The organism is Erythrobacter cryptus DSM 12079 (assembly GCF_000422985.1).
GTDB classification, from domain to species: Bacteria; Pseudomonadota; Alphaproteobacteria; order Sphingomonadales; family Sphingomonadaceae; genus Erythrobacter; species Erythrobacter cryptus.
Map to the genome: position 1 here is coordinate 35,421 of NZ_AUHC01000005.1, position 24,922 is coordinate 60,342.

The window sequence follows — 24,922 nt, forward strand, 5'->3', positions numbered from 1 at the left end:
GGCATGGCAAGACGCCCCCGGGCCGCAATCGACCCGGGGGCGCCCCTCACGCCGACCGCAGCCAGCGCGCCGGCAGCCATGTGGTGGGCATGGCCGCAAGCCTTTGAACCTTTCGCCATTACCCTTGGCCCGGCGGGTGATTCGCTCTGTCCATTCATCTATAGGAACTCCAAGATGAACAACGGCCACTGAGAGGTGACAGCGCCGGTTCAGCCGCAGGGGTGCGCGCCGCAGCGCTTGCGCTGCTCTGCGCCCGTCCCTAACGGCGCTGCGAATGAGCGCTTCCCCCGCCGCCGCCGCTGCCACTGCTCCCCACAGCCCCGAGCGTACCTCGGGCCTGCTCCCGGCGCTTGGCGCCTACATCATGTGGGGCTTCCTGCCGCTTTACCTGCTGCTGGTGCGCAGCGTTCCCCCGGTCGAGTTCGTCGGCTGGCGGATCATCTGGACGTTGCCGCTGTGCCTCGCGATCCTCGCCCTGCGCCGCCAGCTGCCCGAGCTTCGCGCCGCGCTCGCCCGCCCGCGCAGCCTGCTGGCGCTGATGGCCAGCGCCGCGCTGATCGGGATCAACTGGTTCGTCTATATCTGGGCGATCATGGCGGGCGAGGTCTATGCCACCAGCATCGGCTATTACCTCAATCCGCTTCTCAACGTGCTGCTTGGCACCCTGCTGCTGGGCGAGCAGCTGTCGCGCTGGCAGTGGCTGGCGGTGGCGATCGCCGCGGCTGCCGTGGCGCTGCTTGCCGCCGGGGCGGCGACGAGCCTGTGGATCAGCCTGAGCTTAAGCCTCACCTTCGCGCTTTATGGGCTGGTGCGCAAACAGGTGGCAGTGGGCGCTCTTGCTGGCCTGACGATCGAGAGTACGCTGCTTGCCATTCCGGCGGCGGCGGTGGTGGGCTGGTATGCGCTGAGCCCCACAGGTTCGGCCTTCGGCCATGACTGGTGGATGAGCATCCTGATCATCTTCTCCGGCGTCGCCACCGCGGTGCCGCTGCTGCTGTTCGCGATCGCGGCGCGGCGGATGGACTATTCGACGCTCGGTTTCATCCAGTATCTGGCCCCCACCATCGTCTTCATCCTTGGCCTCACGGTCTTCCGCCAGCCGCTGGCCCCAGCCAAGCTGGCAAGTTTCATGCTGATCTGGCTGGCGGTGGCGATCTTCGTGGCCGATCTGTGGCGCCGCCGCCGGGCCTAGCCGACAAGGCGCCAGCCGAGCCGCTGCCCGGCGTGCCAGGGGACGATTTCCTCCCCGGCCACGGTCAGAACCTCAGGCACATCGGTCTCCCCCCGCACGAGCGTGATCGTTTCCTCATTGACCGGCAGGCGGTAGAAGGCCGGGCCATGGAGCGCAGCAAAGCCCTCGAACCGCTCGAGAGCGCCCTCCTCGTCAAACACGGTGACATAGCTTTCAAGCGCAAAGGGCGCGCCGAAGATGCCGGCACAGCCGCAGGCCGCTTCCTTGGCCTTGCGCAGATGCGGGGCGCTGTCGGTGCCGAGGAAGAACTTGGGATTGCCGCTGGTCGCCGCCTTACGCAGTGCCAGGCGGTGCTCCTCGCGCTTGGCCACCGGCAGGCAGTAATTGTGCGGCTGGATCCCGCCCACCAGCATGGCATTGCGGTTGATGTGGAGGTGCTGCGGGGTGATGGTGGCAGCCACCTGTGGCCCGGCGCCAAGCACGAAATCGACCGCATCGGCGGTGGTGATGTGCTCGAACACGATCCGCAGCTTCGGAAAAGCCGCAACAATGGCGCGCAGGTGCCTCTCGATGAACACCTTTTCCCGGTCGAACACATCGACCGAATGATCGGTCACCTCGCCGTGAATGCACAGCACGATGTCCTCGGCCTCCATCCGCTCGAGCACCGGATGGATCTTCTCGACATTGGTCACGCCCGCAGCCGAATTGGTGGTGGCATGGGCAGGATAGAGCTTGGCCGCGGTGAACACCCCCGCCGCCGCGCCGCGGACAAGATCATCGGGATCGGTGTCATCAGTAAGATAGCAGGTCATCAGCGGCTCGAAGCGCACACCATTCGGCACCGCGGCGCGGATGCGCGCGCGGTAGGCCTCGGCCAGCGCCATGGTCGTCACCGGCGGGGTGAGATTGGGCATGACGATCGCCCGGGCAAATTGGCGCGCGGTATAGGGCACCACGTCGCGCATGATCTCACCATCGCGAAAGTGCAGGTGCCAGTCATCGGGGCGGCGGATGGTGAAGCGATCGGTCATCCCTTCCCCTTAGCCGCGCCGCGCCCTATCTGTCACCCATGGCCAGCCATCTTGCCCAGCGCGCGCTTGTGCGCATTGCCCCGCTCGATCCGGGCGAGGATGCCGCCGGTTTTCTGCAGGGGCTTGTCACCAATGACGTCAAGGGCCCGCTGCCCTGCTATGCTGGCCTGCTCACCCCACAGGGCAAGCACCTGTTCGATTTTCTCGTCTGGGCGGACGGAGCGGATATCCTCCTCGATTGCGAGGCGGCCGAGGCCGAGGCGCTGATAAAGCGCTTGATGGTCTATCGCCTGCGCCGCCGGCTTGCCATCACCCGCGAGGAACGCCTGGGGGTGCATTGGTCACCCGAGCCGCATCCCGGCGCCGTGCCCGATCCGCGCCTCGCTGCGCTTGGCTGGCGCTGGCTGGGACCGCCCAGCGGGGCAAGCGCCGATGCGGCCTGGCACGCCCATCGCCTTGCCCACGGCGTGCCAGAGGGCCGGGCCGAAATGGGCGATATCCTGTGGCTCGAAACCAATGCCGCCGAGCTGAACGGGGTGAGCTTCACCAAGGGCTGCTATGTCGGGCAGGAGAACACCGCGCGGATGAACTGGCGGCAGAAGGTGAACCGCCGACTGGTGGTGGTGCCGCTCGCCGCCTCCGATCCGACGCGGCGCAAGGCTGCCTGGCCGGAACTGGGCCTCGCCATCGATCACCTCAAGGTCGAAACGCTCGATCCGGCCAGCCTGCCAGCCTGGCAGCGCGCCGCTCTCATCCGGGCAGGATCGCCACCCGCCTAGGCCGCCTCACGCGCGGCAAGGCTCGCTTCAAGCAGCGCTGTGGCCCGCTCGCGCGCGGCATCACGCGGCAGGCCAAGCGACTTGGCCAGCGCCGAGCCGATCAACGCATCGCCCAGTGCCATCAAAACCAGCATCAGGGTGTCGCGGTGGATGCGCTGTTCGCAGCCCGGAGCCTCGGCCTCGCCCGCAGCCAGCTCATCCACCAGATCGTGGATCGTGCCGATGATCGGATCGAGCGCATCCTCGTTGCCGGTCAGCAGCATCCAGCTGGTCAGCGCCCCCGCCCCTTCGCGGTCGAAGGCATCGAAGGCAAGATCGACCACCTCGCGCGCCGAACCAAGCCCGGCGCGGCTGGCGTGCACGGCTTCGCGGATGGTCTCGCACACCGCCCGGGCAAGATGCTCGGCCAGGGCCTTCTGCAGCCCCGAGGCCGATCCGAAATGGTGCAAAAGGTTGGCATGGGTTCGCCCGATCCGCGCCGCGACCGCTTTGAGCGTCACCGCTTGTGGGCCAGCCTCGATCAGGAGCGCGCGCGCCGCCGCCAGCGCGTGGCTGCGCGATTCCTCCGGGCTCAATCGCTTGCGGACTGCCATGCAAAAGCCGGTAATGGCTTTTGCCGGGGCGGACAAGAGCCGCCCGATCAGGCCGCGCGCTGGTGCACCCCCGCTTGCGCGGCGAGGCTGCGGCGATATTGCGCCGCGGGCGCCTTGCCCTTGCGGGCGCAGGAAAAACGCTCCTCGATCCGCCCGCTCGGCTCGAAGCCGAGCTTCCTCAGGACCTTGCCCGAGGCCGGATTGTCGAGGAAGTGCCAGGCACCCAGAATGGTGTGGCCGAGCATTGCGGCGATCGCGAGCATGGCTTTCCCTGCCTCGCTGGCATAGCCCTGCCCCCAATGCGGCCGGGCGATCCAGTAGCCGAGTTCGGCGCCAACCTCTGCCGGCTCCAGGCCGATGCAGCCGATCACCTGCGCATCGCGCGCGAGTGTGACGAGCAGGCGCGGAAAGAGCGGATCAACAGGCCGGGCGGCAAAGGCGCGGGCATCGGCTTCGTCGTAGGGCCAGGGTGCGCGGGCAAGATTGCGCACCACGCCTTCATCGGCAATTGCCCGGTGAAGCGCCGGGGCATCCTCGCCCCAGATCGGTCGGAGCAGCAATCTGTTGGTGCGGTGAAACACGCCATCCTCCTCCTCGCCCCGCGTCGCCGATAGAACGGACGCATGACAATTTTAAGGCCGCGAAACTTTGTGATTCGGCAGACCTGAAGCTCGAGGGAGAACGTCAAAAGGGAGACGAGCCCCCCTTGCAGCAAGGGACGGCCCTGTCTCCCTCAATGGGAGGTCTTGCACCTCCCGGGACCGTCCCTGACGGACGATCCCTTCAGCGAATCATCCGTTCTATTCGGCAGCCTGCGCCACGGCATCGACCGACACATATTTGCGGCCGAGCTTGGCCGCGTGGAATCGCACCACCCCGGCGGTAAGCGCATAGAGGGTGTGATCCTTGCCCATCCCGACATTCACGCCCGGATAGACCTTGGTGCCGCGCTGGCGAATGATGATGTTGCCGCCGATCACTTCCTGACCGCCGAACTTCTTGACGCCGAGGCGCCGACCGGCCGAATCGCGCCCGTTGCGCGAGGAACCACCTGCCTTCTTGTGTGCCATGGTGCGCGAGCCTCCTTATGCGGCGCTGGCGTCGGCTTCGGCCGGCGCTGCGCTCTTGGTCTTCTTGGCGGCGGCCTTCTTGGCCGGCTTTTCTGCCGCGGCGGCGCCCACGGCGGTGATGCGCAGCAGCGTGAGCTGCTGGCGGTGGCCGTTCTTGCGGCGATAATTGTGGCGGCGCCGCTTCTTGAACACGATCACCTTCTCGCCCTTGGCCTGGGCGATGATCTCTGCCGAGACCGTCACCGCCTTGGGATCGGCCAGGGTGTCACCTTCGCCTGCGAGCAAGACATCGCCCAGCGTGATCGTGTCACCGGCTTCACCCGCCAGCTTCTCAACGGCAATCTTGTCTCCAGCGGCAACCCGATACTGCTTGCCGCCAGTGCGCACTATCGCGAACATGGCTTCATACTCTCAAACTGGTGCGGTGCCCGGCCTGTGGAACCAATGTTCCCCCAACCGAACGGCAATCGGGGGCCACGCGCGGTGACCCCGTGAAGGATGAGCGCCCCTAGGTGAAAGGCTTGTGCAAGTCAACCGGCGAGCCAACCTGAAGCGGCCAAAAATCGCCGCAAGGGCGCCGCTGAGGCACCTTTGCCAAGCGCGCGCGGCATGGTAACGCTGCTTCGGGATTGTCATGCACCACCTTCGCCACCTGCCCGGCCTCATCGGCCTTGCCGCCGCGCTTTCGGCCTGTTCGGCGAGCGAGGGACGCTATCCCTCCTTGGCGCTGCGCCCGTTCGAGGTCTCGCCGCCCGAAGCCGCAGCACCTGCCCCGCCGCCGATTCGCTCCGGGATCGATCCGGCGATGATCGATACGCTTACCCGCCGGGCGGAGGCGGCCCATGCCGCCTTTCTTGCCGCGCAAGGCACCGCCGCCCCGCTTGCCGAGGCCGCGCGCGGCCTTGCCATCGAAAGCCCGGCACGCGCCCGGGCGCTGGTGGCGCTGGGCGAAGTTTCCTCGCGCCGCAGCGATACCGCCGCCGTCCTTGCCGAGATCGATGCGCTTGCAGCCGATGCGGCCACCCGCCTCGCCCGCGACCCGGCGCTGGAAGCAGCCCAGGCCGAGGTTGCCGCCTTGCTGATGCGCGAGGATGCCGTGCTCGCGCAGCTGTGGGAGGCGATGGGATCGTGAATCTTGCGTGCAGCACCTGTCCGGTCAAGGAAACCGCCGCCTGCGCGGTGCTTACCCCCGAGGAGCGCGAGGCGCTGGCCGCAGCCGGGCGCACCCGCGTCTTGAAGCGCGGCGAGATGCTGTTTGCCGCTGGCGATGAGGATGCCGCCTGCGCCACGCTGCTGAGCGGCGCGCTCAAGGTCTCCTCGGTCGATGTCGAGGGCAACGAGCAGATCCTCGCGCTCGTTCACCCTTCGGGCTTCATCGGCGAATTGTTCAGCCCCTTTGCCCATCACGACGTGGTGGCGCTGACCGAAAGCCGCCTTTGCACCTTTGCCAAGGTCGATATCGAGCGGGCGATCGAGGATTATCCGGCGCTCGCCCGGGCGCTGCTGCGCCGCAGCCAGGCAGACCTGCTGGCCAGCCGCAACCTGCTCGAACTCACCGGCCATGCCAGCGCCGAGGCGCGCCTCGCCGCGCTGCTGCATGATTTTGCCGCGGCGGCGAGCGAAAGCTCGTGCCACCTTGCCAGGCGTTTCGAGCTGCCGCTCACCCGCGGCGAGATCGCCAACATGCTGGGGCTGACCATCGAGACGGTGAGCCGCAAGCTCGGCGAACTTGAGGAAATGGGCGCGATCCGGCGCGAGGGCAAGCGCGGCATCGCGCTCACCGATCCTGGCCTGCTGGTGGAGCTTTCCGGACGCGGCTAGGGTTCACCCAAATCGGGATGGGGCAGCGCCATGGGAGAGGGACGCTGCCCCAGGGGAGCTTCAGGCCACCAGCGTCGCAATCAGCGCCACGGCAAGGCCCCAGCACACCAGCAGCACCGGGAGCACGAGGACCTGCGCGCTTGCCTCACCGGCGCTGAGGTGGCCGGTCAGGGTCATGATCCCGTGGGCCTCGAACTCACCCTGCGTTGCCGGGCGCGAGGCATTCTCCTTGAGCCGCGTCCAGATCGCCGGCACCCCGAAAAAGGCAGCAATCAGCAGAACGATCACCGCCATCGGAATGGCGAGGCCCGGATTGGCAAAGGCGCTGCCCACGATCGCCAGAAAGCCGAGATAGCAGGCGATGGTGGCAGCGTAGAGTGAATTGGGCAGGCCGAAATTGCGATCGGCCTCGATCTGGTGGCGCACTCCCAGCGCGGCAGGGGGCTGATCAAGGCGGCGGGCCTCGCCGCGGGCGATGCGTTCGGTAACGATATGGCTCATGGCTCGATCCTCCTTGGCTTGGAGGAGAACCTAGCCCGCGCGCAGCGGAGAAACCTTGAGGTGGATCAAATCAGCTTTGCCAGCGCGCCAGATCGCGGTGATCGGCCTCACGCGGCTCGATCCAGTACCATTGCCCGGCGCGCTTCTCGCGCTTCCAGAACCAGGCGGCGCTCTTGAGGTGATCCATGCAGAAATCGACCGCATCGATTGCGTCGCGGCGGTGGAGCGCGGCGGCCGAGACGCACACGATCGGCTCGCCGGGGCGCATCAGGCCGATGCGGTGGACCATCAGCAGGCCCATCAGGGTGAAGCGCTGGAAGGCGCGGTCGGCAAGATCGTGCATCCCCGACAGGGTCAGCGGCTCGTAATGCGTCAGTTCGAGCGCTTCGACCCCGGGATCGCTGCGCACCTCGCCCACGAAGGTGCACACCCCGCCAAGGCCGGGGTTGGCCTCGGTGAAGGGCCCGATCAGCGCGCCGGGATGGAAGGGCGCATCGAGCAGGCGGATATCGCGGTGCAAGGCGCGCGAGGGCATCGCTCAGCCCCCAGAAACGGGCGGGAGCAGCGCGATCTCGTCGCCCGCAACCGCCTGCAGTGAGGCCTTGTCGGCCAGCAGCGCGCCGTTCAGCGCCACCCGGTTCCTCGGGTCGTCAAGCGCAGCGGCGAGGGCCGGAGCAAGCTCGGCCTTCAGCCCCGCCCAGTCGAGCGGCGCTGCCAGTTCGAGCGCGGGAGCGCCGGCAAGGTCAGCGAGCCGGCCGAGAAAGACCACCCTGACCACCTCACCCCCCTGTCAGCGACATGTGCCGCGCCAGCGCCGGGGCAGCACCGCGCGCATCCATCCGGAAGTGATGGCGCTCGGGCTTGATCGCCAGGGCCTCATCGAGCGCCGCGGACAGCCGCGCCTCGGGATCCTCCGAGCGCAGCGCGGCGCGCAGATCGACCCGCTCGCCCCCGCCAAGGCAGGGGAAAAGCTGGCCGGTCGCCGTCACGCGCAAGCGGTTGCAGCCGGAACAGAAATTACCGGTGTGCGGCGTGATGAAGCCGAGCCTGCCGCCGGTCTCGGCAATGGTGACATAGCGCGCCGGGCCGCCGGTGCGGTGATCGCTGTCGGTGAGGCTCCAGCGTTGGGCGAGCCGGGCGCGCACCTCGTTGAGCGGCAGATATTGGTCGAGCCGGTCTTCCTCGACATCGCCGAGCGGCATCACCTCGATCAGGGTGACATCATGCCCCTCGCCATGGCCCCAGGCGATGATTTCGGGCAGTTCGGCCTCGTTCACGCCCTTGAGCGCCACGACATTGAGCTTGACCGTGAGACCTGCGCGGCGGGCTGCGGTAATGCCGTCCAAGACCTGAGGCAAGGCATCGCGCCGGGTGAGCCTGGCAAAGCGCGCACGGTCAAGCGTGTCGAGCGAGACGTTGATCCGCCTGACCCCGGCGCGGGCGAGCGCCTCGGCGTGGCCCGCAAGGCGGGTGGCATTGGTGGTCAGGGTAAGTTCCTCAAGCCCATGGCCGAGGTGCCGCCCGAGCGCGGCGATCAGGTCGATGATCCCGCGCCGCACCAGCGGCTCCCCCCCAGTGAGGCGCAGCTTGGTGACGCCGCGCGCAATAAAGCCGCAGGCGAGCTGATAAAGTTCCTCGAGGCTCAGCACCTCGCGCTTGGGCAAAAAGGTCATGCGTTCGGGCATGCAATAGGCGCAGCGCAGATCGCAGCGATCGGTGACCGACAGGCGCAGATAGGTGATGCGGCGCTGGAAGCGGTCGATCAGCGGGGGCGCGGAGGGCGACACACCGACATCAGGCAGCACCAGAAGATCAGGCTGGCGGGGTGGCTGAACCGGCATCCTCATCGTCATGGCACACGAGATACTGGCCTGTCACCCCGGGCGCATCTGCCAAAAAGCGCAGCACCGTCTCGCGCGCCTCGCCGGGACGGCCTGCCACCACATTGACCCTGGTGGGCGCCGCCTCGCGGGCGAGGTCGCGGGCGAGCGCGCGGCGCCAATCGGCGTGATCGTGGGGCGCCGGGTGCATGAGGATGGCAAGCGCTCCGGTTTCGGGCGCAGCGATCAGCCGCCTTGCCGCTTCGAGATAGAAGGCCATGAAGGCCCCCGCCGCATCGAGCGCGGCCGCCGGCAGGGCGGGAACCTCGAGCACGCGCTGCATCGGCTCACTCCGCCGGATCGGCTGGCCGTTCGCGGTGCAGGGTGATGCCGATCGCCTCGCCCGCCTCGGCGATGGCGAGCTTGACGATCTTCACCGTCACTGCCTCGACCTTTTCGTCCTGCACGAACAGGGTTTGGCAGATATGATCGGCCACCGCCTCGATCAGCTTGAAGTGCACACCCTTGGGCAGCCCCTCGGTGGCGGCGAACTTGAGATCCATGTAGTTCTTGCTCGCCTCAAGCGGGGTGTCGGGGTGATAGTGCTGCGCAACGCGGTAACGTGCCGCGATCGAGATGCGCAGCGGCTGGGGCTGGCCGGTCTCCTCGGAATAAATGCCGGTAAGGACATCGACGACGAGATCGTTGACTTCAAGGGTGAGGGTATCGGCCATGGCGAGGCCCGTTGGCAGGATGGCGGGCACAAGTCCAGCCTTGGCCGGGCCGCGGCGCGCGCTCTAGTGGTTTGACCAGCGCGCGAAGATCGCGCTCGGCAGCAGCCGCGCGCCCTCGCCCTCCTCGCGCACGGCAAGATCGCCATGCTCGATCTGGCCCGGCAGGTGGCCAAGCACCTCGTTGAGCAGCCCGGCAAGCGCAAGGCTGCTCATCCGCACGGCATAGACGGTGAGGAACAGGAAGCGGCTCTGCCCATCAAGCAGCCGCGCGCAATCGGCGATGAGGCCAGCCAGGTGCTCCTCGAGCCGCCACACCTCGCCCTCTGGCCCGCGCCCGAACTTGGGCGGATCGAGGATGATCCCGTCATAGCGCTTGCCCCGGCGCACCTCGCGCGCGGTGAACCTCGCGGCATCATCGATCAGCCAGCGGATCGGGCGATCTTCCATCCCCGAGAGCGCGGCGTTGGCGCGGGCCTGGGCGACCGATTTCTTCGAGGCATCGACATGGGTCACGCGCCCGTGGCGGGACAGCGCCAGAGTGCCTAGCCCGGTATAGGCAAAGAGGTTGAGCATTTCCGCCCCCTCCATCCCCGCCAGCTGGGCGCGCATCCATTCCCACACCGGCGCCATGTCGGGGAAGAATTGCAGGTGGCGAAAGGGCGTGGGCCGGGCGATGAATCGCACCTCGTGCCAGGCGAGCGGCCAGCCCCCCTCGGGCAGCGGCGCGGCGAGGTGCCAGCGCCCGCCGCCATCCTCGTCTGCCCCGGGGATGAACTCGCCCGCAGCCTGCCAGTCGGCAAGGCGCGGCTGCCACAGCGCCTGCGGCTCGGGCCGGATGAAGCTGTAGGGGCCGAAGCCCTCCCACTTGCGCCCGCCGCCGCTGTCGATCAGGCGATAGGCCGGATCAGGGCCGGGCCACGCTTCGCACTCCATCACCAGCGGCTGCTGGACCAGGCGCGCCATCACCCGGCCCCAGCATGGCCAAGCACATAGTCGCGCGTTGCGACATAATCGCCGGGGAGCGCCACCATGCTCTCCTCGCGCCCAAACAGATCGCCCACCCGCGCCGGCAGGGCCGGGCGCACGCCCACCGCCCGTTCCACCGCATCGCGGAACTTGGCCGGATGTGCGGTCGCCAGCGTCACCAGCGGCACTCCGGCGGGAACAACGCCAGCGGCGGCCACAGCCTGCGCGGCGTGCAGCCCAACGGCCGTGTGGGGATCGATCACCTGCCCGGCCACGCGATAGGCCCAGGCCATGGCGCGGGCGGTTTCGGCCTGATCAGCGCGAGCGCTGGTGAACAGCGCCGCCGCCCCTTCGGCCTGGGCGTTGGTGAGCTGCATCGCGCGGGTCTGTTCAAAGCCGCGCATCTGCTGGGCCAGCGCCGCCCCATCGCGCCCGCCGCAATCGAATAGCAGCCGCTCGAAATTGGAAGAGACCTGGATGTCCATCGAGGGCGTGATGGTGGGGGTGACGCCGCCCGCCGAGTAATCGCCGGACGAGAGCGCGCGGTGGAGGATGTCGTTGATGTTGGTGGCGACGATCAGCCGCTCAATGGGCAGGCCCATCTTCGCGGCGACATAGCCCGCGAACACATCGCCGAAATTGCCGGTCGGCACCGAATAGGCGACCGGGCGATCAGGCCCGCCCAGTTGCAGCGCCGAGGCGAAGTAATAGACCACCTGCGCCATCAGCCGCGCCCAGTTGATCGAATTGACCGCACCGAGATTGAGCCGCCCCGTCACCTCGGGATCGGTGAACATGCGCTTCACATGCGCCTGGGCATCATCGAAACTGCCGTCGATCGCCAGGTTGTGCACGTTGGGGCTCAGGACCGTGGTCATCTGCCGACGCTGCACGTCACTCACCCGCCCTCTGGGGTGGAGCATGAAGATCTCGACCCGATCGAGACCGGCCACGGCCTGGATCGCTGCCGAGCCGGTATCCCCGCTGGTTGCGCCGACGATGGTGAGTCTCTCGCCTCGGCGGGCAAGGAAGGTCTCGAACAGCCGCCCGAGCAATTGCAGCGCCACGTCCTTGAAGGCGAGCGTCGGGCCGTGGAACAGCTCGAGCAGCCAATGCTGTGCGTCGAGCTGCACCAGCGGCGTGACCGCCCCATGGCCGAAATCGCCATAGACCTTGTGGCAGATGGCCGAGAGTTCATCCTCGGTCAGGCTCCCTGAAACGAAGGGCGCCATCACCCGCGCGGCAAGATCGGGATAGGCAAGGCCGCGCATCGCCCGGATCTCGTCTTTGCTGAACCGCGGCCACTCGGCCGGAACATAAAGGCCCCCGTCGCTGGCAAGGCCTGCCAGCGTCACCCCTTCGAAATCGAGCGCCGGCGCGCCCCCGCGTGTCGAGACATATTGCATGGGCGCGCGGGTTAGCGCCGACGGCGGCGCAATGCCAGCACGTAGATGACCAGCGCCGTCAGCGCGAAGAAGAACCACTGCCCGGCATAGGCGAGGTGGTTGTTGGGCAAATCGCCGGGATCGGGCCTTGCCATCGGCTGCAATCCGGCCACCGGCGGATCGGCAACCAGCCGCGGCCCCGGCGCGATCACGCCGGTGATGATGCCGCCCGCAAAGTCCGGCCTGGCGATGTCGCGGGTGTATCCTAAATCGACCGCGACGCTTGCATCCGGGCTGACCGCGCAAGTCGCGCGCTGGACCCAGCCCTTCTGTCCGCTCGCCGAGGTGCCCGATACCGCCTCGATGGCGGTGACGCCGGCACAGGCCACCCGGCTGCGGCGGAACAGCACATCCTCGCCCTTGCCGGAGAGCGGAAAGACCACCGCCTCGCCGGCATTCGCCGCCGCCTCGTAGCGGGCAATCAGCGCCTCCTTCTCGGCGCGGCGGCCCAGTTGCCAAATACCGAGGCCGATCATCGTGGCGACCGCCGCCAGCACGAAGATCGTCGGGATGATCGGCACACGGCGGGCGGTCATTGAGCGCGTTCCTCGTATTGGTGGTAGACCCACATGGTCTTGTAGAACCTCAGACCGAAAACGACGCTGCCCACCGTGACCGGCCCCCAGAACAGGAAGGTCGTCCACAGCGGCGGCCGTAGCCATTCGTCGACCGCCAGCGCCGCGATGATCAGCACCAGCGCCAGCAGCATCGTCACCACGCCGACAAAGCGCCCGCCCCGCTCGAGGGCCAGAATGTCGAGCCCGCAATTCGCGCATTGATCCGCGAGGCCTGCCGGCTCGGCGAACAGCGTCTTCGCGCCGCAGCGGGGACACAAACCGGAAAGGGCAGCCGAGACGAACCCCGGCTGCCCTCCCTTATCCTTCGGACTTTCGCCCGGAGCCATCAGTGGTATTCGGCGCCCCAGCCGCCCCAGACATAGACGGCGACGAACAGGAACAGCCACACCACGTCGACGAAGTGCCAGTACCACGCGGCGGCTTCGAAGCCGAAGTGCTGGCGCGGGGTGAAGTGGCCGAGATAGGCGCGGTAGAGGCACACGGCGAGGAAGATGGTGCCGACGATCACGTGGAATCCGTGGAAGCCGGTCGCCATGTAGAAGGCGCTCGAATAGGTGTTGCCGCCAAAACCGAAGGGCGCAGCGCTGTATTCATAGGCCTGGATCGCGGTGAACAGCAGCCCAAGCGCGATCGTCGCCCACAACCCCTGCTTGAGCCCCTCACGGTCACCGTGAATGAGCGCGTGGTGCGCCCAGGTGACCGTGGTGCCCGAGCACAGCAGGATCAGGGTGTTGAGCAGCGGCAGCGAGAAGGGATCGAGCACCTCCATCCCTTCCGGGATAAACTTGGCGATCGCCCCTTCGGTGCCGAACAGGCTGGTGGTGGCGCCGGTCGCCGGATCATATTCAAGCGGTGCGGGGAACAGCGCGAAATCGAAGAAGCTCCAGAACCAGCCGACGAAGAACATCACCTCCGAAGCGATGAACAGGATCATGCCATAGCGCAGGTGCAGCTGCACCACCGGAGTGTGATCGCCGCGCTGGGCCTCGATCACGATGTTGCGGAACCAGAAGAAGAAGGTCGCCAGCAGCCCGGCAAGACCGGCCCACAGCACCACGCGGGAAGCCGTCCCGAAGACGTCGGGATGCCACGACATCACCATGCCGCTGGTGAAGGTGAGCGCCGCGATCGATCCGATCAGCGGCCAGATATCGGGTTCGAGGATGTGATAATCGTGGTTTGCCTTGCCAGCCATTGGTCTGTCCCGTCCTGGGTTGCCTCTTGGGTTTATCGCGCGCGCGGCGGCGCCGGTTCTGCCGGCGCCTTGGCGCGGTGGAAGGTATAGCTCAGCGTGATCTGTTCGACCCCCTTCATCGCCGGATCGTCAAGCATTGCCGGATCGACGAAATAGAGCACCGGCATGGTCACTTCCTCGCCCGGCGCGAGGGTCTGCTCGGTGAAACAGAAGCACTGGATCTTGTTGAAATACTTGCCGGCCTTCTCGGGTGTGACGTTGAAGGTTGCCATGCCGGTGACAGGCTCGGACGACAAATTGCGCGCGACATAGGTGGCGATGTCACGCTCGCCAATGGTGACGGTGTCGGTTGGCTGCGAGGGGCGGAAACGCCAGGGCATGTCACTCGCGGTCGAGGCATCGAAGCGGATCGAGATCTTCGCCCCCGTCGCCTGCGCCGCGGCAGCGGCGGCCTTGGCCTCGCTTGCCACCATGGTGGTGCCGCCGAACCCGGTGACCTGACAGAACAGGCGATAGAGCGGCACCGAAGCATAGCCCAGCCCCAGCATCGCGCAGGCTCCCGCGAGCGCAATGAGCCCGGTGCGCCGGTTGCGCTCGGCGGTCTCGGCAGACGTCTGCGGAAGGCTCGCCATCAGCCCTGCCCTCCGATCCGGGCGATGGTGATGGCGTAGAAGAGGATCACGAAGAAAAGCAGCGTGCCCGCCACCACCAGATTGCGGCTCTTGCGCCGCCGGATGAATTCGCGCTCTTCCTCAGGCGTCATGCCAGCCACCCCTGATAGGCCGCGAGCCGATCTGCCACCAGCGCGGCAAAGAGCACGAAGAGATAGACGATCGAGAACTTGAACAGGCGTTTTTCGGGCAGCATCTTGTCGGTCAGCCCGTCACGGCGGCGGCGCGCCACGGGAAGTGCCAGCACCACGAACAGCGCCGACAGCACCACCGCAACCGAGCCATAGAGCCAGCCCGCCCCACCGATCACCCATGGGGCAATCGCAACAGGCGCCAGCACCAGGGTGTAGGCCATGATCTGCCGCCGGGTCGCCCGCTCCCCCGCCACCACCGGCAGCATCGGGATGCCGACCTTGGCGTAATCGGCCTCGACGAACAGCGCCAGGGCCCAAAAATGCGGCGGGGTCCAGAAGAAGATGATCGCGAAAAGCAGCAGCGGCATGGCGGTGATCTCGCCGGTCACCGCCACCCAGCCGATCAGCGGCGGGAAGGCCCCCGCCCCGCCGCCGATGACGATGTTCTGCGGCGTGCGTGGCTTCAGCCACATGGTGTAGATCACCGCGTAGTAGATGATTGCAGCAAGCAGCAGCGCCGCGGCGAGCCAGCCGATCGCCACCCCCATCAGACAGATCGACACCGCCGAAAGAAAGATGCCGAAATCGCGCGCGTCCTCGCGCCGCATCCGCCCACCGGGCAGCGGGCGATTGCGGGTGCGCTTCATGCCCGCGTCAAGATCGGCCTCCCACCAATGGTTGAGCGCCGCCGATCCGCCCGCGCCCATCGCAATCGCAAGGATCGCGGTGAAGGCAAGCACCGGGTGCAGGCTGCCGGGCGCGGCGAGCACCCCGCAGATCGCGGTGAAGATCACCAGCGTCATCACCCGCGGCTTGGTGAGCGCGAAGAAGTCGCGCCACTCGGTCGGTAGGCTCACGCGCGTCGAAGGGGCGGTGCTGGCCATGCTCTCCTTGCTTTCATGGGCGAGGAGCGCGGCCAATATTGCCCGCGCCCCTGCCTTGTCCTTGCTTGCCCCCTTGGGGGGGCGATCACGCCCGGTTACGCCGTCACCGGACGATGATCGTGGTAATCATGCGCGTCGGTGATCACCGGCAGCGTCTCGAACTGGTGGAAGGGCGGCGGACTCGGCAGGGTCCATTCGAGCGTGGTCGCCCCTTCACCCCATGGATTGGCCTCAGCCTTGCGCCCGGCCACGAAGGCATAGAGGATGTTGAGGAAGAACAGCACCATCGAGCCGGCCATGATGTAATAGCCATAGGTGCTGATCTCATGCCAGTACTGGTAGGCTTCCGGATAGTCGGGATAGCGGCGCGGCATCCCCTGCATCCCGAGGAAGTGCTGGGGGAAGAAGATCACGTTGACCCCGACGAAGAAGGTCCAGAAATGCAGGTGGCTGAGCAGCTCGGAATGCATCCGCCCGCTCATCTTCGGAAACCAGTAGTAGAAGCCGGCGAACATCGAGAACACAGCGCCCATCGAGAGCACGTAGTGGAAATGGGCCACCACGTAATAGGTATCGTGCAGGTTGTCGTCGATCCCGCCATTGGCGAGCACCACGCCGGTCACCCCGCCCACGGTGAACAGGAAGATGAAGCCAAGCGCCCAGACCATGGGCGACTTGAACTGGAGGCTGCCGCCCCACATCGTCGCGATCCAGCTGAAGATCTTTACCCCCGTGGGCACCGCGATCACCATGGTCGCCGCGGTGAAATACATCTTGGTGTTCACGTCGAGACCCACGGTGTACATGTGGTGCGCCCAGACGATGAAGCCGACGACACCGATCGCCACCATGGCATAGGCCATGCCGAGATAGCCGAACACCGGCTTGCGGCTGAAGGTGGCGACGATCTGGCTGATCATGCCGAAGCCGGGCAGGATCATGATGTAGACTTCGGGATGGCCGAAGAACCAGAACAGGTGCTGGTAAAGGATCGGATCGCCGCCGCCGGCCGGATCGAAGAAAGTGGTGCCGAAATTGCGATCGGTCAGCAGCATGGTGATCGCTGCCGCCAGCACGGGCAGCGCCAGCAGCAGAAGGAAGGCAGTGACCAGCACCGACCACACGAACAGCGGCATCTTGTGCAGGGTCATCCCCGGCGCGCGCATGTTGAAAATGGTGGTGATGAAGTTGGTCGCCCCAAGGATCGAGCCGGCGCCAGCAAGGTGCAGCGAAAAGATCGCGAAATCCACCGCCGGGCCAACCGAACCGCTCGTCGAAAGCGGCGCATAGACCGTCCAGCCCACGCCCGCCCCCGGGCCGGAGCCACCCGGCACGAACAGCGAGAACAGCAGGCTGAAAAAGCCCGCCACGGTCAGCCAGAAGCTGATGTTGTTCATCCGCGGGAAGGCCATGTCGGGCGCGCCGATCATCAGCGGCACGAACCAGTTGCCAAAGCCGCCGATCATCGCCGGCATCACCATGAAGAACACCATGATGAGGCCATGCGCGGTGATGAATACGTTCCACATGTGGAGCGCGGTGTTGAGATCATTGCCGCCGCCCATGAACTGGGCCCACCACTGAAGATACTGGATGCCCGGCTCGGCCAGCTCGAGACGCATGATCCCGGAGATGGCGCCCCCGACGATCCCCGCGATGATCGCGAAGATCAGGTACATCGTGCCGATGTCCTTGTGGTTGGTCGACATGAACCAGCGGGCAAAGAAGCCTGGCTTGTGGTCGGCATGATCATGCGCACTGTGGGCATGATCGTGATGGATGTCGAAGCCTTCTGCGGTGGTTGCCATGGTCAGCTACTCTTCATGCTTCCAAATTCGTCGGATGGTTCAGCCGGCCGCGCCGGGGGCCGCGGGCGCGGCAGCGGCGCTGGCCGCCTGCTCACCCGGCATGGTGCCGCCCTGCGCCTTGACCCAGGCGGCAAATTCGGCCGGCGGCAGAGCCTCGACCACGATCGGCATATAGGCATGGCGCGCGCCGCACAGTTCGGAGCACTGGCCGTAATAGACACCCGGCTCCTTGATCGTCAGCAGCTTCTCGTTGAGCCGCCCGGGCACCGCGTCCATCTTGAACCACAGCGAAGGTATCGCAAAGGCATGAATCACATCGGTCGCGGTAGTCTGAATCTTGAGCGGCACGCCCGCAGGCACAACCATGCGATTGTCCACCGCCAACTGCGCCGGCTCACCGCGCTTGAGCGCCTCATCCGCAGGCAGCATGTTCGAGATCACCTCGATGTCGCCGTGATCGGGATAGGTATAGCCCCAGTACCACTGATAGCCGGTTGCCTTGATGGTGACGGCATCTGCCGGCGGAGTCTCATACTGGCGGGCCAACAGCGTGATCGAAGGCACCGCGATCACCACCAGGATGATCACCGGCACGATCGTCCACACCACCTCGATCATGGTGTTGTGGGTGGTCTTGGAGGCAACCGGATTGGCACGGCGGTTGAAGCGGATCACCACGTAGAGGAGCAGGCCGAGCACGAACAGACTGATCGCGGTGATCACCGGGAGCAGGATCGTGTCATGCATCCACAGCGCGTAATCGCCATTGGGCGAATACTGATCCTGGAAGGTCAGGCTCTTGGCCATCGCATCCGGTTCATCGCCGCGCGGATCGGTCGGCATCCCCTTGCCCTTGGTCGGCGCCATCGGGGTGTAGGCGCTTGCATCGGCAGCAGGTGCAGCGGGCGCCGAGGCATCGGCAGGCGCTGCAGCAGCGGCGGGGGCTTCAGCGGCAACCGGCGCCGCAGGAGCGGCGTCCTGCGCCGCAACGCTCAGCGGCGCAAACGCCGCGAGCCCGGCAGCGAGCGCCGCCAGGATAGCCTTCTTCATACGGGTGTCCCTTTGACCCATGTGCATGTGTCCAAGTGCTTCGAAACTGATCCCATGCCGCCTGCCTGCCCGACCCCCTCGCGGATTCGCACCAGACAGCATCAAGCCGGCCTTGCAGCCTGTCTCAGCCTCGCCCTTAGCGATGCTTGCCGAGGGCCTCAAGCGCTTCTAGGGAGAAAATTATGCAAGCCGGCATGTTGCCCGCGCAAGTCGGCCATTTCTCCCCCTGTTTTCCATGAGGTTTGCCTGTGACGCAAGATGAAGTCCTGGCCGAGTTCCGCGCTTCCGGAGCGCTGCTCGAGGGGCATTTCAAGCTCTCCTCGGGGCGCCACAGCGCCCATTATCTGCAATGCGCGCGGGTGCTGATGAACCCGGCGCGCGCCGCGCGCATCGCCGCGGCGGTGGTGGCAGGCATCCCGGCCGCAGTGCGCGAGGCGGTTGAAGTGGTGGTCTCTCCGGCAATGGGGGGGATCATCATCGGCCACGAGGTCGCCCGGGTGCTGGAGAAGGATGCGCTGTTCCTCGAGCGGCCCGAGGGGGTGTTTCACCTGCGCCGCGGCTTTGCCCTGAAGCCGGGCGCCAAGGTGCTGATGGTCGAGGACGTGGTTACCACCGGCCTTTCGAGCCGCGAGGCCATCGCCGCGGTGGCGCGTGAGGGCGGCGAGGTGATCGCCGAATGCGCGATCATCGATCGTTCCTGCGGCACTGTCGATCTCGGCGTGCCCTTCCATCCGCTCATCGCCATTGATTTTCCCACCTACGATCCCGATTCTCTGCCCGAGAGCCTGGCACGCCTGCCCGTGACCAAGCCCGGAAGCCGCAAAGCATGACCACCACCCTCCACCCCCGGCCCTTGCGCCTCTGCGTCAATATCGACCACGTCGCAACCATCAGGAATGCGCGCGGCGGGGATCATCCCGATCCGGTGCGCGCGGCCGAGATCGTCGCGGCAGCCGGCGGCGATGGCATCACCGCCCATCTGCGCGAGGATCGCCGACACATCCGCGACGCCGATCTTGCCCGCATCCAGGAGGCGACCGATCTGCCGCTCAACCTCGAGATGGCGGCGACCCGCGAGATGCTGGAGATCGCGCTGCGGCACCGGCCCCATGCCGCCTGCATCGTGCCGGAAAGGCGCGAGGAGCGCACCACCGAGGGCGGGCTCGATGCGGCGGGCCAGCACAATTCGCTTGCCCCGATCATCGATGAGCTGAAGGGCGCAGGAATCCGCGTCTCGCTGTTCATCGAGGCGGACGAGCGCCAGCTCGATGCCGCGCTGCGGCTGGGCGCGCCGGTGGTCGAGTTCCATACCGGCGAATATGCCCACGCCTTCCTTGATGGCGACCGCGATAAGATTGCGCGCGAAGTGAAGCGTATTACCGACATGGCAGCGCTCGCCGCCAAGAACGGGATCGAGCCGCACGCCGGCCATGGCCTTACCTATGCCAATGTCCAGCCGATCGCCGCCATCCCGCAGATTGCCGAGCTCAACATCGGCCATTTCCTCATTGGCGAAGCAGTGTTCGTGGGCCTTGATCACGCGATCCGCCGGATGCGCGAATTGATGGACGAAGCACGGTGAACCCGCCCGATCTTCCCCCCCTTTCAGGCGAACAGAAGCGCTGGGCCTTGGCTGCTGCCGGCCTGTTCCTGCTCGGCATCGGCTTTCTCGGCTTTGCCTTGAGCAGCGGGGTGATGCGCGTCTTCGCGGTGGGCTGGGTGGCGCTGATGATCTTCGGCTTTGTCGGCGCGATCCGCGTGGCCAAGGGCGACTTTGCCCACCCGCTGTTCAAGGCGCAGGTGATGCTCCACCTCGTTGCCATCGGCCTCCTGGTCGCGGTGATCATCCGGGCGTTCAAGTGATCATCGGCCTCGGCAACGACCTGTGCAATATCGAGCGCATCGCCCGCTCGCTCGAACGCTATGGCGAGCGCTTTGAAAACCGCGTCTTCACGCCCGTTGAAATCGCCAAGGCGCGGCGCCGCCCCTTCACCATCGCCGGCACCTATGCCAAGCGCTTTGCTGCCAAGGAGGCCTTCAGCAAGGCGGTGGGCACGGGCTTCCGGCGCGGCGTCTTCATGAAGGATATCGGCGTCATCAACGCCCCCTCGGGCGCGCCGACCCTCGCGCTGACCGGCGGCGCGGCAAAGCGGCTTGAAGAATTGACGCCAAAGGGCCATGAGGCGCGCATCCATCTCACCCTTACCGATGATCATCCCTGGGCCCAGGCCTTCGTGATCATCGAGGCAATCCCCCTGTGATCGGCCCCTTCATGGCAAGCACAAAAACCACTTCCGCTCAGGCCCAGCCCGAAAAGATCAACTGGATCGCGGAAATCCGCGGCCTGGCCTTGATGCTGCTTGCCGTTCTGGCCTTCCACAGCCTGGTGGCCAAGCCCTTCTACATCCCCTCGACCTCAATGATGCCGACCTTGTGGGTGGGCGACCGGCTGGTGGTGAGCAAATATCCCTATGGCTGGTCATGGGCCTCGGCGAGCTTCCACCTCTTGCCGCGCGGCAGCTGGCGGGTGTGGCCCAAGACGCCCGAATATGGCGATATCGTCATCCCCGTGCACCCCTTGCGCGACGAGGACTACATCAAGCGCGTGGTGGCACTGCCGGGCGATACCATCGAGGTGCGCGGCGGGCAGATCATCCTCAACGGCAAGCCGATCAAGCGCGAGGTGGTGCCCCCGGTGCGCCTGCCCTTCGAGCCTGATCTGATCTGCCGCGATGGCCCGTGCCTTGCGAGCTTCGAGGCCTATCGCGAGACCGGGCCGGACGGGCGCGACTATTTCGCCCCGCCCACCTGGCGCGAAACCCTGCCCAATGGCGCGACCTATCTGACCATCGATTTCATCGATCAGCCGCTCGATGATTTCGGCCCCTACACTGTGCCCAAGGACAGCGTCTTCGTGATGGGCGACAATCGCGACCAGAGCGCCGACAGCCGCGCCCCGGCCGAGGAAAACGGGCTGGGTGGCGGGGTGCCGATGGCCAATATCGGCGGGCGCGCGGAGTTCATCACCTTCAGCCTCGATGGCTCGACCACCTGGAACCCGGCGACCTGGCTTTCGAGCCTGCGGCCCGGCCGCGCCTGGACCAGCCTGCGCCCGCCGCTGGTGGAAGGCGCGGCCAAGCACTAGCAAAGGGGGCAAACCAGCCCATGGCGCGCAAGTTCCTCTATATCGTGGCGGCGGTGATCGTGCTCGTCATCGGGGCGCGGATCGTTTACGAATTGTTCCAGAAGGAACTGGCGGCGATTGCGCTGGTGCCCTCCGCGCCCTTTGCCCCGGTCAGCCCGCTTGAAGAGAGCGCCTATGAGGCGGCGGGCATGTGGTATGCGCGCCCCGGCATCGGTCTTGGCGATCCCACCCGCTGGCAGCCGCCGCTCGCTCCCGGCGCTGCCCCGCTCCCGGCAGACGAGGCGCCACCCTTCGCGGTGTTCTTCGTCCACCCGACGAGCTATCTCAACCGGGCCGCCTGGAACGCGCCGCTCGCAAATGGCGGCGATCCCGAGGCTGAGCGCATTGCCCGCATCTATTTGCGCGGCATGGCGAGCGCCTTCAACCCGGCGCAGGAGATCTGGGCGCCGCGCTATCGCCAGGCGACCATGGGCGCCTTCCTCACCGATGCGCCCGAAGCGCGCCAGGCGCTCGATGCCGCCTATGGCGATGTGCGCGAAGCCTTCCGCTTCTTTCTTTCCACCATCGACCCCACGATGCCCTTCGTGCTCGCCGGCCATTCGCAAGGCGCGCTCCATCTCAAGCGCCTGATTGCCGAGGAAGTGAAGGGCACCCCGGCAGCGCGCCGGCTGGTGGCGGCCTATCTCATCGGCTGGCCGGTCTCGCCCCACCGCGATCTGCCCGCTATGGGCCTTCCCGCCTGCGGTGCGCCAGACCAGACCGGCTGCGTCATCAGCTGGTCGAGCTTTGCCGAGCCGGCCGATCCCGCGCAAGTGCTCGAAGCCTATGGCAAGACCCCGGCGCTCGATGGCACGCCGCCGGGCGCCGAGCCGATGCTGTGCACCAATCCGCTGACCGGCATGCCCGGCGGCGCCGCGCCCGCCAGCGCCAATCTCGGCACGCTGGTGCCCGAGGACACGATGGAGAAGGGCGAACTCGTCCCCGGACTCGTCCCGGCGCGCTGCGACAGCCGCGGGATCCTGTTGATCGGCCCGCCGCCCGAAATGGGCAGCTATGTCCTGCCGGGCAACAATTACCACGTCTATGATATCCCGCTGTTCTGGGCCAACACCCGGGCCGATGTCATCCGCCGCGCCGCAGCCTGGAAAGCCCCCTAGAGCCGATGGACGCACTGATCCACGAGGATGCGCGCGGCTTTGCTGCGGCGCTTGCGGATGGCGGGGTGCTGCTCGGCCTTGACCTCGGTACGCGGACCATCGGCACCGCGCTGTGCGATGCCGGCTGGCGCTTTGCCACCAATCACACCACCCTTCCCCGCAGCAAGTGGGGAAAGGACCGCGAGGCGCTTGCCGCGTTGATCACGGCACGAGCGGTCAGGGGCATCGTGCTCGGCCTGCCGCGCAACATGGACGGTTCGGAAGGCCCGCGCGCCCAGGCCAGCCGCGCCTATGCCCGCAACCTTGCCGCCGCCTTCGGCCTGCCGATCCTGCTCTGGGACGAGCGCTGGTCAACCCAGGCAGCCGAAGCGGCGATGATCGATCAGGATATGAGCCGGGCCAAGCGCGCGCGCGCGATCGATGCCCATGCCGCTGCGGTGATCCTGCAAGGGGCGATCGACCGGCTCGCCGGCGGCGTGCTCTAACCTTCCCGTGCCGATAGCATCCGGCGCCGTGCCCGGGCGGCGCCGGCCACCATGCGGCTACCCGAAAGCTCCGCCGCGCGCCAGATCGCCTCGGCAGCTTCGGCATCGGCGGCGATTTCCGCCCGCGCCGCAAAGCTGGCGAGGCGCAGCCGATCGCTGGGATGATGCGCGCCGACCCATGCGGCATAGTCGAGCGCCGCATCCGTCCCGCTCGCCACCGCCACCTTCAGCAGCACCTCCTGCACATTGGGGTTGAGGAGCCGCGCCAGCGTGCCGCGCTCCAGATCAAAGCCATACTGATCGAACCAGGCCTGGGCCGGATCCACCGCAATGAGGTTGAGCGAGACCGAGAGGCTTTCGGGCGGGTGCTGGCAATGCACATCGACATGGCGGCGATAGAGCATGAGCTTGCCCGGGGTGAGCGCGCTGCGCTCGACGAAACGCAGGCCTGCACCCTCGCCCGTGTAGCCGGCAAGCGCCTGATAATCTTCCTCGTAATAGTCGCTGACATAGCCCGGGCCGCAATAACCCACGGTGAGAAAATCGAAATTGTGGTCATGCGCAATGCCATAGACAAAGCTTTGCGGCCCGCTTGCATGAAAGGCATGGTCGTGCGGCGCGGGCCAAATCGCCGCGCGCAGGAAGGCGGCTCCCGGGCGGCTCAAGCGCGGGCGGCTGAGCATGAGCGCCTGCACCCCATAGGCGCTGTCAATCAGCGCGCCAGTGCGACCGGCCAGTTGATCGACCAGCAATTCGCCGAGGAAGTCGCGGTTGTTAGCCAGCCGCCGCATCCAATCGGCCGCTTCGCGGGTGCTGGCCGGATCGTCGGCCAGGAAGGCAATGTCCTCGAGCGCTGCGACGCATTCGGCAAGCGTGCAGCTCTCCTCATGAGGATTGTCGATCACCAGCGGCATCAGGCTGCCTCGGTCAATAGTGCGGCCATCTCGGGCCGACCCGCGCACAGCCGCGCCGTCAGGCCGCGCGCCTCAGCCGCAAGCGGATCGGCAGGATCGCCCGCCAGCGCGCCGAGGAGTTTGAGACCTTCCGCCGCATCGAGCGCCAGCGCCTGGCGCAGCGCTTCCCAGCGCAGATCGCGCGCTGCCGCCTGGTCGCGTACCAGCCGCGCCATGTGCAAGAGCGCCGGGCGATGGCCAAGTGCGCCGAGCACGTCCAGCGCCATGAGCTTCTGGCTGGTGCGCTTGCACCCGCTCACTCGCCGCAGCACGCGCCCATCAGCGCAGGCGACCAGCGCCCCTTCAGCAGGCGTATCGGGCACGCGGATCAGCTGCAGGAGCACAAGCGGGCGGGTGACGGCGACGATCCGGCGGGCCTCGCCCACCCCGCGGCGCGCGAGCTTAACGCCTGGGTTGAGCGCAATTTCGGCACTCATCAGGCTTGCGGGCGCCCGCTGATAGCAGATCGCCGCGCCTTCGCCGGCCAGCACCACTTCGTGCACCTCGCCATCCTCGAAGAGCACGGCCTCAGGCACAGCGCTGGCCCGGGGAGCGTGGACGACAAGGCCCAGCACCGCGCCGGCGTGAGCGGCAAGTTCGAGCCGGACGAGGCCCTCGGCGCTGCGGTGGCCAAGCGCGGGCAAGGCCAGCGGCTCGGCCCTCAAGGCGGCGAACAGCGGCTGCAACAGGCTTGCAAGCAGGGCTTGGCCCGCCTGTGCATCGGCGAAAAGGCGAGCGAGCACCGGGCACTGCTCCAGCCCCGCACCCCCGGCATGGCGCGCCAGTTCCGCGGTGATCGCGCCCACCTCGCTCTGCGCGCGCCATGTGGCGAGCGCCGCCTCGGTCAGCGGCTGGTCTGGCCCCTGCGCGCGCAGCCGGGCGAGCGCAGGATCAACCCGCATCGCGC

Annotated in this window: 34 protein-coding genes; 11 read left to right on the plus strand and 23 right to left on the minus strand. The window is 66.9% G+C overall.

Annotation, left to right across the window (positions count from 1 at the left end):
- Positions 1–274: 274 nt before the first annotated feature.
- Entirely contained in the window at positions 275–1,192 is a 918-nt protein-coding gene (rarD, locus tag G524_RS0104895; RefSeq protein ID WP_027442709.1) for an EamA family transporter RarD, read from the plus strand.
- Here the strand turns inward: rarD and pyrC are convergent.
- Positions 1,189–2,226: a dihydroorotase gene (pyrC, locus tag G524_RS0104900; protein ID WP_027442710.1), complete on the minus strand. Its 1,038-nt coding sequence runs from the start codon at positions 2,224–2,226 to the stop codon at positions 1,189–1,191. The genes rarD and pyrC overlap by 4 nt on opposite strands.
- A 38-nt stretch (positions 2,227–2,264) precedes the next feature.
- Between pyrC and ygfZ the strand changes: the two genes are divergently transcribed.
- On the plus strand, positions 2,265–3,005 hold the full coding sequence (gene ygfZ, locus G524_RS0104905; protein ID WP_027442711.1) for a CAF17-like 4Fe-4S cluster assembly/insertion protein YgfZ: 741 nt from the start codon (positions 2,265–2,267) through the stop codon (positions 3,003–3,005).
- On the opposite strand, the gene G524_RS0104910 is transcribed toward ygfZ, so the two are convergent.
- The 4 genes from G524_RS0104910 to rplU all read right to left on the minus strand — a co-directional run bounded on the left by G524_RS0104910 (position 3,002) and on the right by rplU (position 5,067).
- Positions 3,002–3,598 (minus strand): TetR family transcriptional regulator, encoded by a 597-nt coding sequence (locus G524_RS0104910; RefSeq protein WP_027442712.1) that lies wholly within the window; start codon positions 3,596–3,598, stop codon positions 3,002–3,004. The two genes, ygfZ and G524_RS0104910, sit on opposite strands and share 4 nt — an antisense overlap.
- 47 nt (positions 3,599–3,645) lie before the next feature.
- Positions 3,646–4,179, minus strand: a complete 534-nt coding sequence (locus tag G524_RS0104915) for a GNAT family N-acetyltransferase (protein ID WP_027442713.1) — start codon at positions 4,177–4,179, stop codon at positions 3,646–3,648.
- 219 nt (positions 4,180–4,398) lie between these two features.
- Positions 4,399–4,668, minus strand: coding sequence for a 50S ribosomal protein L27 (rpmA, locus tag G524_RS0104920; protein WP_027442714.1), 270 nt, complete (start codon positions 4,666–4,668; stop codon positions 4,399–4,401).
- A gap of 15 nt (positions 4,669–4,683) precedes the next feature.
- A complete protein-coding gene (gene rplU / locus G524_RS0104925; protein WP_027442715.1) occupies positions 4,684–5,067 on the minus strand; it encodes a 50S ribosomal protein L21 in 384 nt (127 codons plus the stop codon).
- A gap of 235 nt (positions 5,068–5,302) precedes the next feature.
- Here rplU and G524_RS15020 point away from each other — a divergent pair, with 235 nt between their 5' ends.
- Together G524_RS15020 and G524_RS0104935 are read left to right on the plus strand one after the other, a co-directional pair.
- Positions 5,303–5,800, plus strand: coding sequence for a hypothetical protein (locus tag G524_RS15020; RefSeq protein ID WP_051220919.1), 498 nt, complete (start codon positions 5,303–5,305; stop codon positions 5,798–5,800).
- A complete protein-coding gene (locus G524_RS0104935) occupies positions 5,797–6,489 on the plus strand; it encodes a Crp/Fnr family transcriptional regulator (protein ID WP_027442716.1) in 693 nt (230 codons plus the stop codon). Before G524_RS15020 ends, G524_RS0104935 begins: the two co-directional genes overlap by 4 nt.
- 60 nt (positions 6,490–6,549) lie before the next feature.
- Here G524_RS0104935 and G524_RS0104940 read toward each other — a convergent pair whose 3' ends face one another.
- The 16 genes from G524_RS0104940 to coxB all read right to left on the minus strand — a co-directional run bounded on the left by G524_RS0104940 (position 6,550) and on the right by coxB (position 18,275).
- Positions 6,550–6,990 carry a hypothetical protein gene (locus G524_RS0104940; RefSeq protein WP_027442717.1) on the minus strand — a complete coding sequence of 147 codons (441 nt, stop codon included), beginning with the start codon at positions 6,988–6,990 and terminating at the stop codon, positions 6,550–6,552.
- Positions 6,991–7,060: 70 nt separating this feature from the next.
- Entirely contained in the window at positions 7,061–7,525 is a 465-nt protein-coding gene (locus G524_RS0104945; RefSeq protein ID WP_027442718.1) for a molybdenum cofactor biosynthesis protein MoaE, read from the minus strand.
- 3 nt (positions 7,526–7,528) lie between these two features.
- On the minus strand, positions 7,529–7,768 hold the full coding sequence (locus tag G524_RS0104950; RefSeq protein WP_027442719.1) for a MoaD/ThiS family protein: 240 nt from the start codon (positions 7,766–7,768) through the stop codon (positions 7,529–7,531).
- A 1-nt stretch (position 7,769) separates the two neighbouring features.
- Complete coding sequence (gene moaA / locus G524_RS0104955) at positions 7,770–8,831, minus strand: GTP 3',8-cyclase MoaA (RefSeq protein WP_156894023.1); 1,062 nt, start codon at positions 8,829–8,831, stop codon at positions 7,770–7,772.
- Positions 8,803–9,153, minus strand: a complete 351-nt coding sequence (locus G524_RS15025; protein WP_051220920.1) for a Rossmann fold domain-containing protein — start codon at positions 9,151–9,153, stop codon at positions 8,803–8,805. The genes moaA and G524_RS15025 overlap by 29 nt, the downstream gene beginning before the upstream one ends.
- Before the next feature lie 4 nt (positions 9,154–9,157).
- Positions 9,158–9,544, minus strand: coding sequence for a dihydroneopterin aldolase (locus tag G524_RS0104965; RefSeq protein ID WP_027442721.1), 387 nt, complete (start codon positions 9,542–9,544; stop codon positions 9,158–9,160).
- A 63-nt stretch (positions 9,545–9,607) separates the two neighbouring features.
- Positions 9,608–10,507: an RsmD family RNA methyltransferase gene (locus tag G524_RS0104970; RefSeq protein ID WP_027442722.1), complete on the minus strand. Its 900-nt coding sequence runs from the start codon at positions 10,505–10,507 to the stop codon at positions 9,608–9,610.
- The gene (gene thrC, locus G524_RS0104975; RefSeq protein ID WP_027442723.1) at positions 10,507–11,916 is read right to left on the minus strand and encodes a threonine synthase; all 1,410 of its coding nucleotides are present in this window, start codon (positions 11,914–11,916) and stop codon (positions 10,507–10,509) included. Before thrC ends, G524_RS0104970 begins: the two co-directional genes overlap by 1 nt.
- A gap of 11 nt (positions 11,917–11,927) precedes the next feature.
- Positions 11,928–12,491 carry an SURF1 family protein gene (locus G524_RS0104980; RefSeq protein WP_027442724.1) on the minus strand — a complete coding sequence of 188 codons (564 nt, stop codon included), beginning with the start codon at positions 12,489–12,491 and terminating at the stop codon, positions 11,928–11,930.
- Positions 12,488–12,859, minus strand: a complete 372-nt coding sequence (locus tag G524_RS0104985; protein WP_245561296.1) for a DUF983 domain-containing protein — start codon at positions 12,857–12,859, stop codon at positions 12,488–12,490. Before G524_RS0104985 ends, G524_RS0104980 begins: the two co-directional genes overlap by 4 nt.
- The gene (locus tag G524_RS0104990; protein ID WP_027442726.1) at positions 12,859–13,728 is read right to left on the minus strand and encodes a cytochrome c oxidase subunit 3; all 870 of its coding nucleotides are present in this window, start codon (positions 13,726–13,728) and stop codon (positions 12,859–12,861) included. The genes G524_RS0104985 and G524_RS0104990 overlap by 1 nt, the downstream gene beginning before the upstream one ends.
- Positions 13,729–13,760: 32 nt before the next feature.
- On the minus strand, positions 13,761–14,360 hold the full coding sequence (locus G524_RS0104995; RefSeq protein WP_027442727.1) for a cytochrome c oxidase assembly protein: 600 nt from the start codon (positions 14,358–14,360) through the stop codon (positions 13,761–13,763).
- Positions 14,360–14,491, minus strand: coding sequence for a hypothetical protein (locus tag G524_RS17305; protein WP_027442728.1), 132 nt, complete (start codon positions 14,489–14,491; stop codon positions 14,360–14,362). The genes G524_RS0104995 and G524_RS17305 overlap by 1 nt, the downstream gene beginning before the upstream one ends.
- Entirely contained in the window at positions 14,488–15,417 is a 930-nt protein-coding gene (locus G524_RS0105005; protein WP_027442729.1) for a heme o synthase, read from the minus strand. The genes G524_RS17305 and G524_RS0105005 overlap by 4 nt, the downstream gene beginning before the upstream one ends.
- 95 nt (positions 15,418–15,512) lie before the next feature.
- On the minus strand, positions 15,513–17,225 hold the full coding sequence (ctaD, locus tag G524_RS0105010) for a cytochrome c oxidase subunit I (RefSeq protein ID WP_027442730.1): 1,713 nt from the start codon (positions 17,223–17,225) through the stop codon (positions 15,513–15,515).
- Between the two features lie 39 nt (positions 17,226–17,264).
- A complete protein-coding gene (gene coxB / locus G524_RS15030) occupies positions 17,265–18,275 on the minus strand; it encodes a cytochrome c oxidase subunit II (protein WP_036857457.1) in 1,011 nt (336 codons plus the stop codon).
- A gap of 248 nt (positions 18,276–18,523) precedes the next feature.
- On the opposite strand from coxB, the gene pyrE reads away from it, so the two are divergent.
- Genes pyrE through ruvX form a run of 7 tightly spaced genes read left to right on the plus strand, consistent with a single transcriptional unit; the run spans position 18,524 to position 23,062 of the window.
- A complete protein-coding gene (pyrE, locus tag G524_RS0105020) occupies positions 18,524–19,105 on the plus strand; it encodes an orotate phosphoribosyltransferase (protein ID WP_027442731.1) in 582 nt (193 codons plus the stop codon).
- A complete protein-coding gene (locus G524_RS0105025) occupies positions 19,102–19,857 on the plus strand; it encodes a pyridoxine 5'-phosphate synthase (protein ID WP_027442732.1) in 756 nt (251 codons plus the stop codon). The genes pyrE and G524_RS0105025 overlap by 4 nt, the downstream gene beginning before the upstream one ends.
- A 47-nt stretch (positions 19,858–19,904) precedes the next feature.
- Entirely contained in the window at positions 19,905–20,138 is a 234-nt protein-coding gene (locus tag G524_RS0105030) for a pyridoxal phosphate biosynthetic protein (protein ID WP_245561297.1), read from the plus strand.
- On the plus strand, positions 20,135–20,536 hold the full coding sequence (gene acpS, locus G524_RS0105035; protein ID WP_027442734.1) for a holo-ACP synthase: 402 nt from the start codon (positions 20,135–20,137) through the stop codon (positions 20,534–20,536). The genes G524_RS0105030 and acpS overlap by 4 nt, the downstream gene beginning before the upstream one ends.
- Before the next feature lie 11 nt (positions 20,537–20,547).
- Positions 20,548–21,420: a signal peptidase I gene (gene lepB, locus G524_RS0105040; protein WP_027442735.1), complete on the plus strand. Its 873-nt coding sequence runs from the start codon at positions 20,548–20,550 to the stop codon at positions 21,418–21,420.
- Positions 21,421–21,440: 20 nt separating this feature from the next.
- The gene (locus G524_RS0105045; RefSeq protein ID WP_027442736.1) at positions 21,441–22,577 is read left to right on the plus strand and encodes a DUF3089 domain-containing protein; all 1,137 of its coding nucleotides are present in this window, start codon (positions 21,441–21,443) and stop codon (positions 22,575–22,577) included.
- Positions 22,578–22,582: 5 nt separating this feature from the next.
- Positions 22,583–23,062 (plus strand): Holliday junction resolvase RuvX, encoded by a 480-nt coding sequence (gene ruvX / locus G524_RS0105050; RefSeq protein WP_027442737.1) that lies wholly within the window; start codon positions 22,583–22,585, stop codon positions 23,060–23,062.
- On the opposite strand, the gene G524_RS15035 is transcribed toward ruvX, so the two are convergent.
- Positions 23,059–23,976: a hypothetical protein gene (locus tag G524_RS15035; RefSeq protein ID WP_036857459.1), complete on the minus strand. Its 918-nt coding sequence runs from the start codon at positions 23,974–23,976 to the stop codon at positions 23,059–23,061. The genes ruvX and G524_RS15035 overlap by 4 nt on opposite strands.
- Positions 23,976–24,917 carry a hypothetical protein gene (locus tag G524_RS0105060; RefSeq protein WP_027442738.1) on the minus strand — a complete coding sequence of 314 codons (942 nt, stop codon included), beginning with the start codon at positions 24,915–24,917 and terminating at the stop codon, positions 23,976–23,978. Before G524_RS0105060 ends, G524_RS15035 begins: the two co-directional genes overlap by 1 nt.
- Positions 24,918–24,922 lie beyond the last annotated feature (5 nt).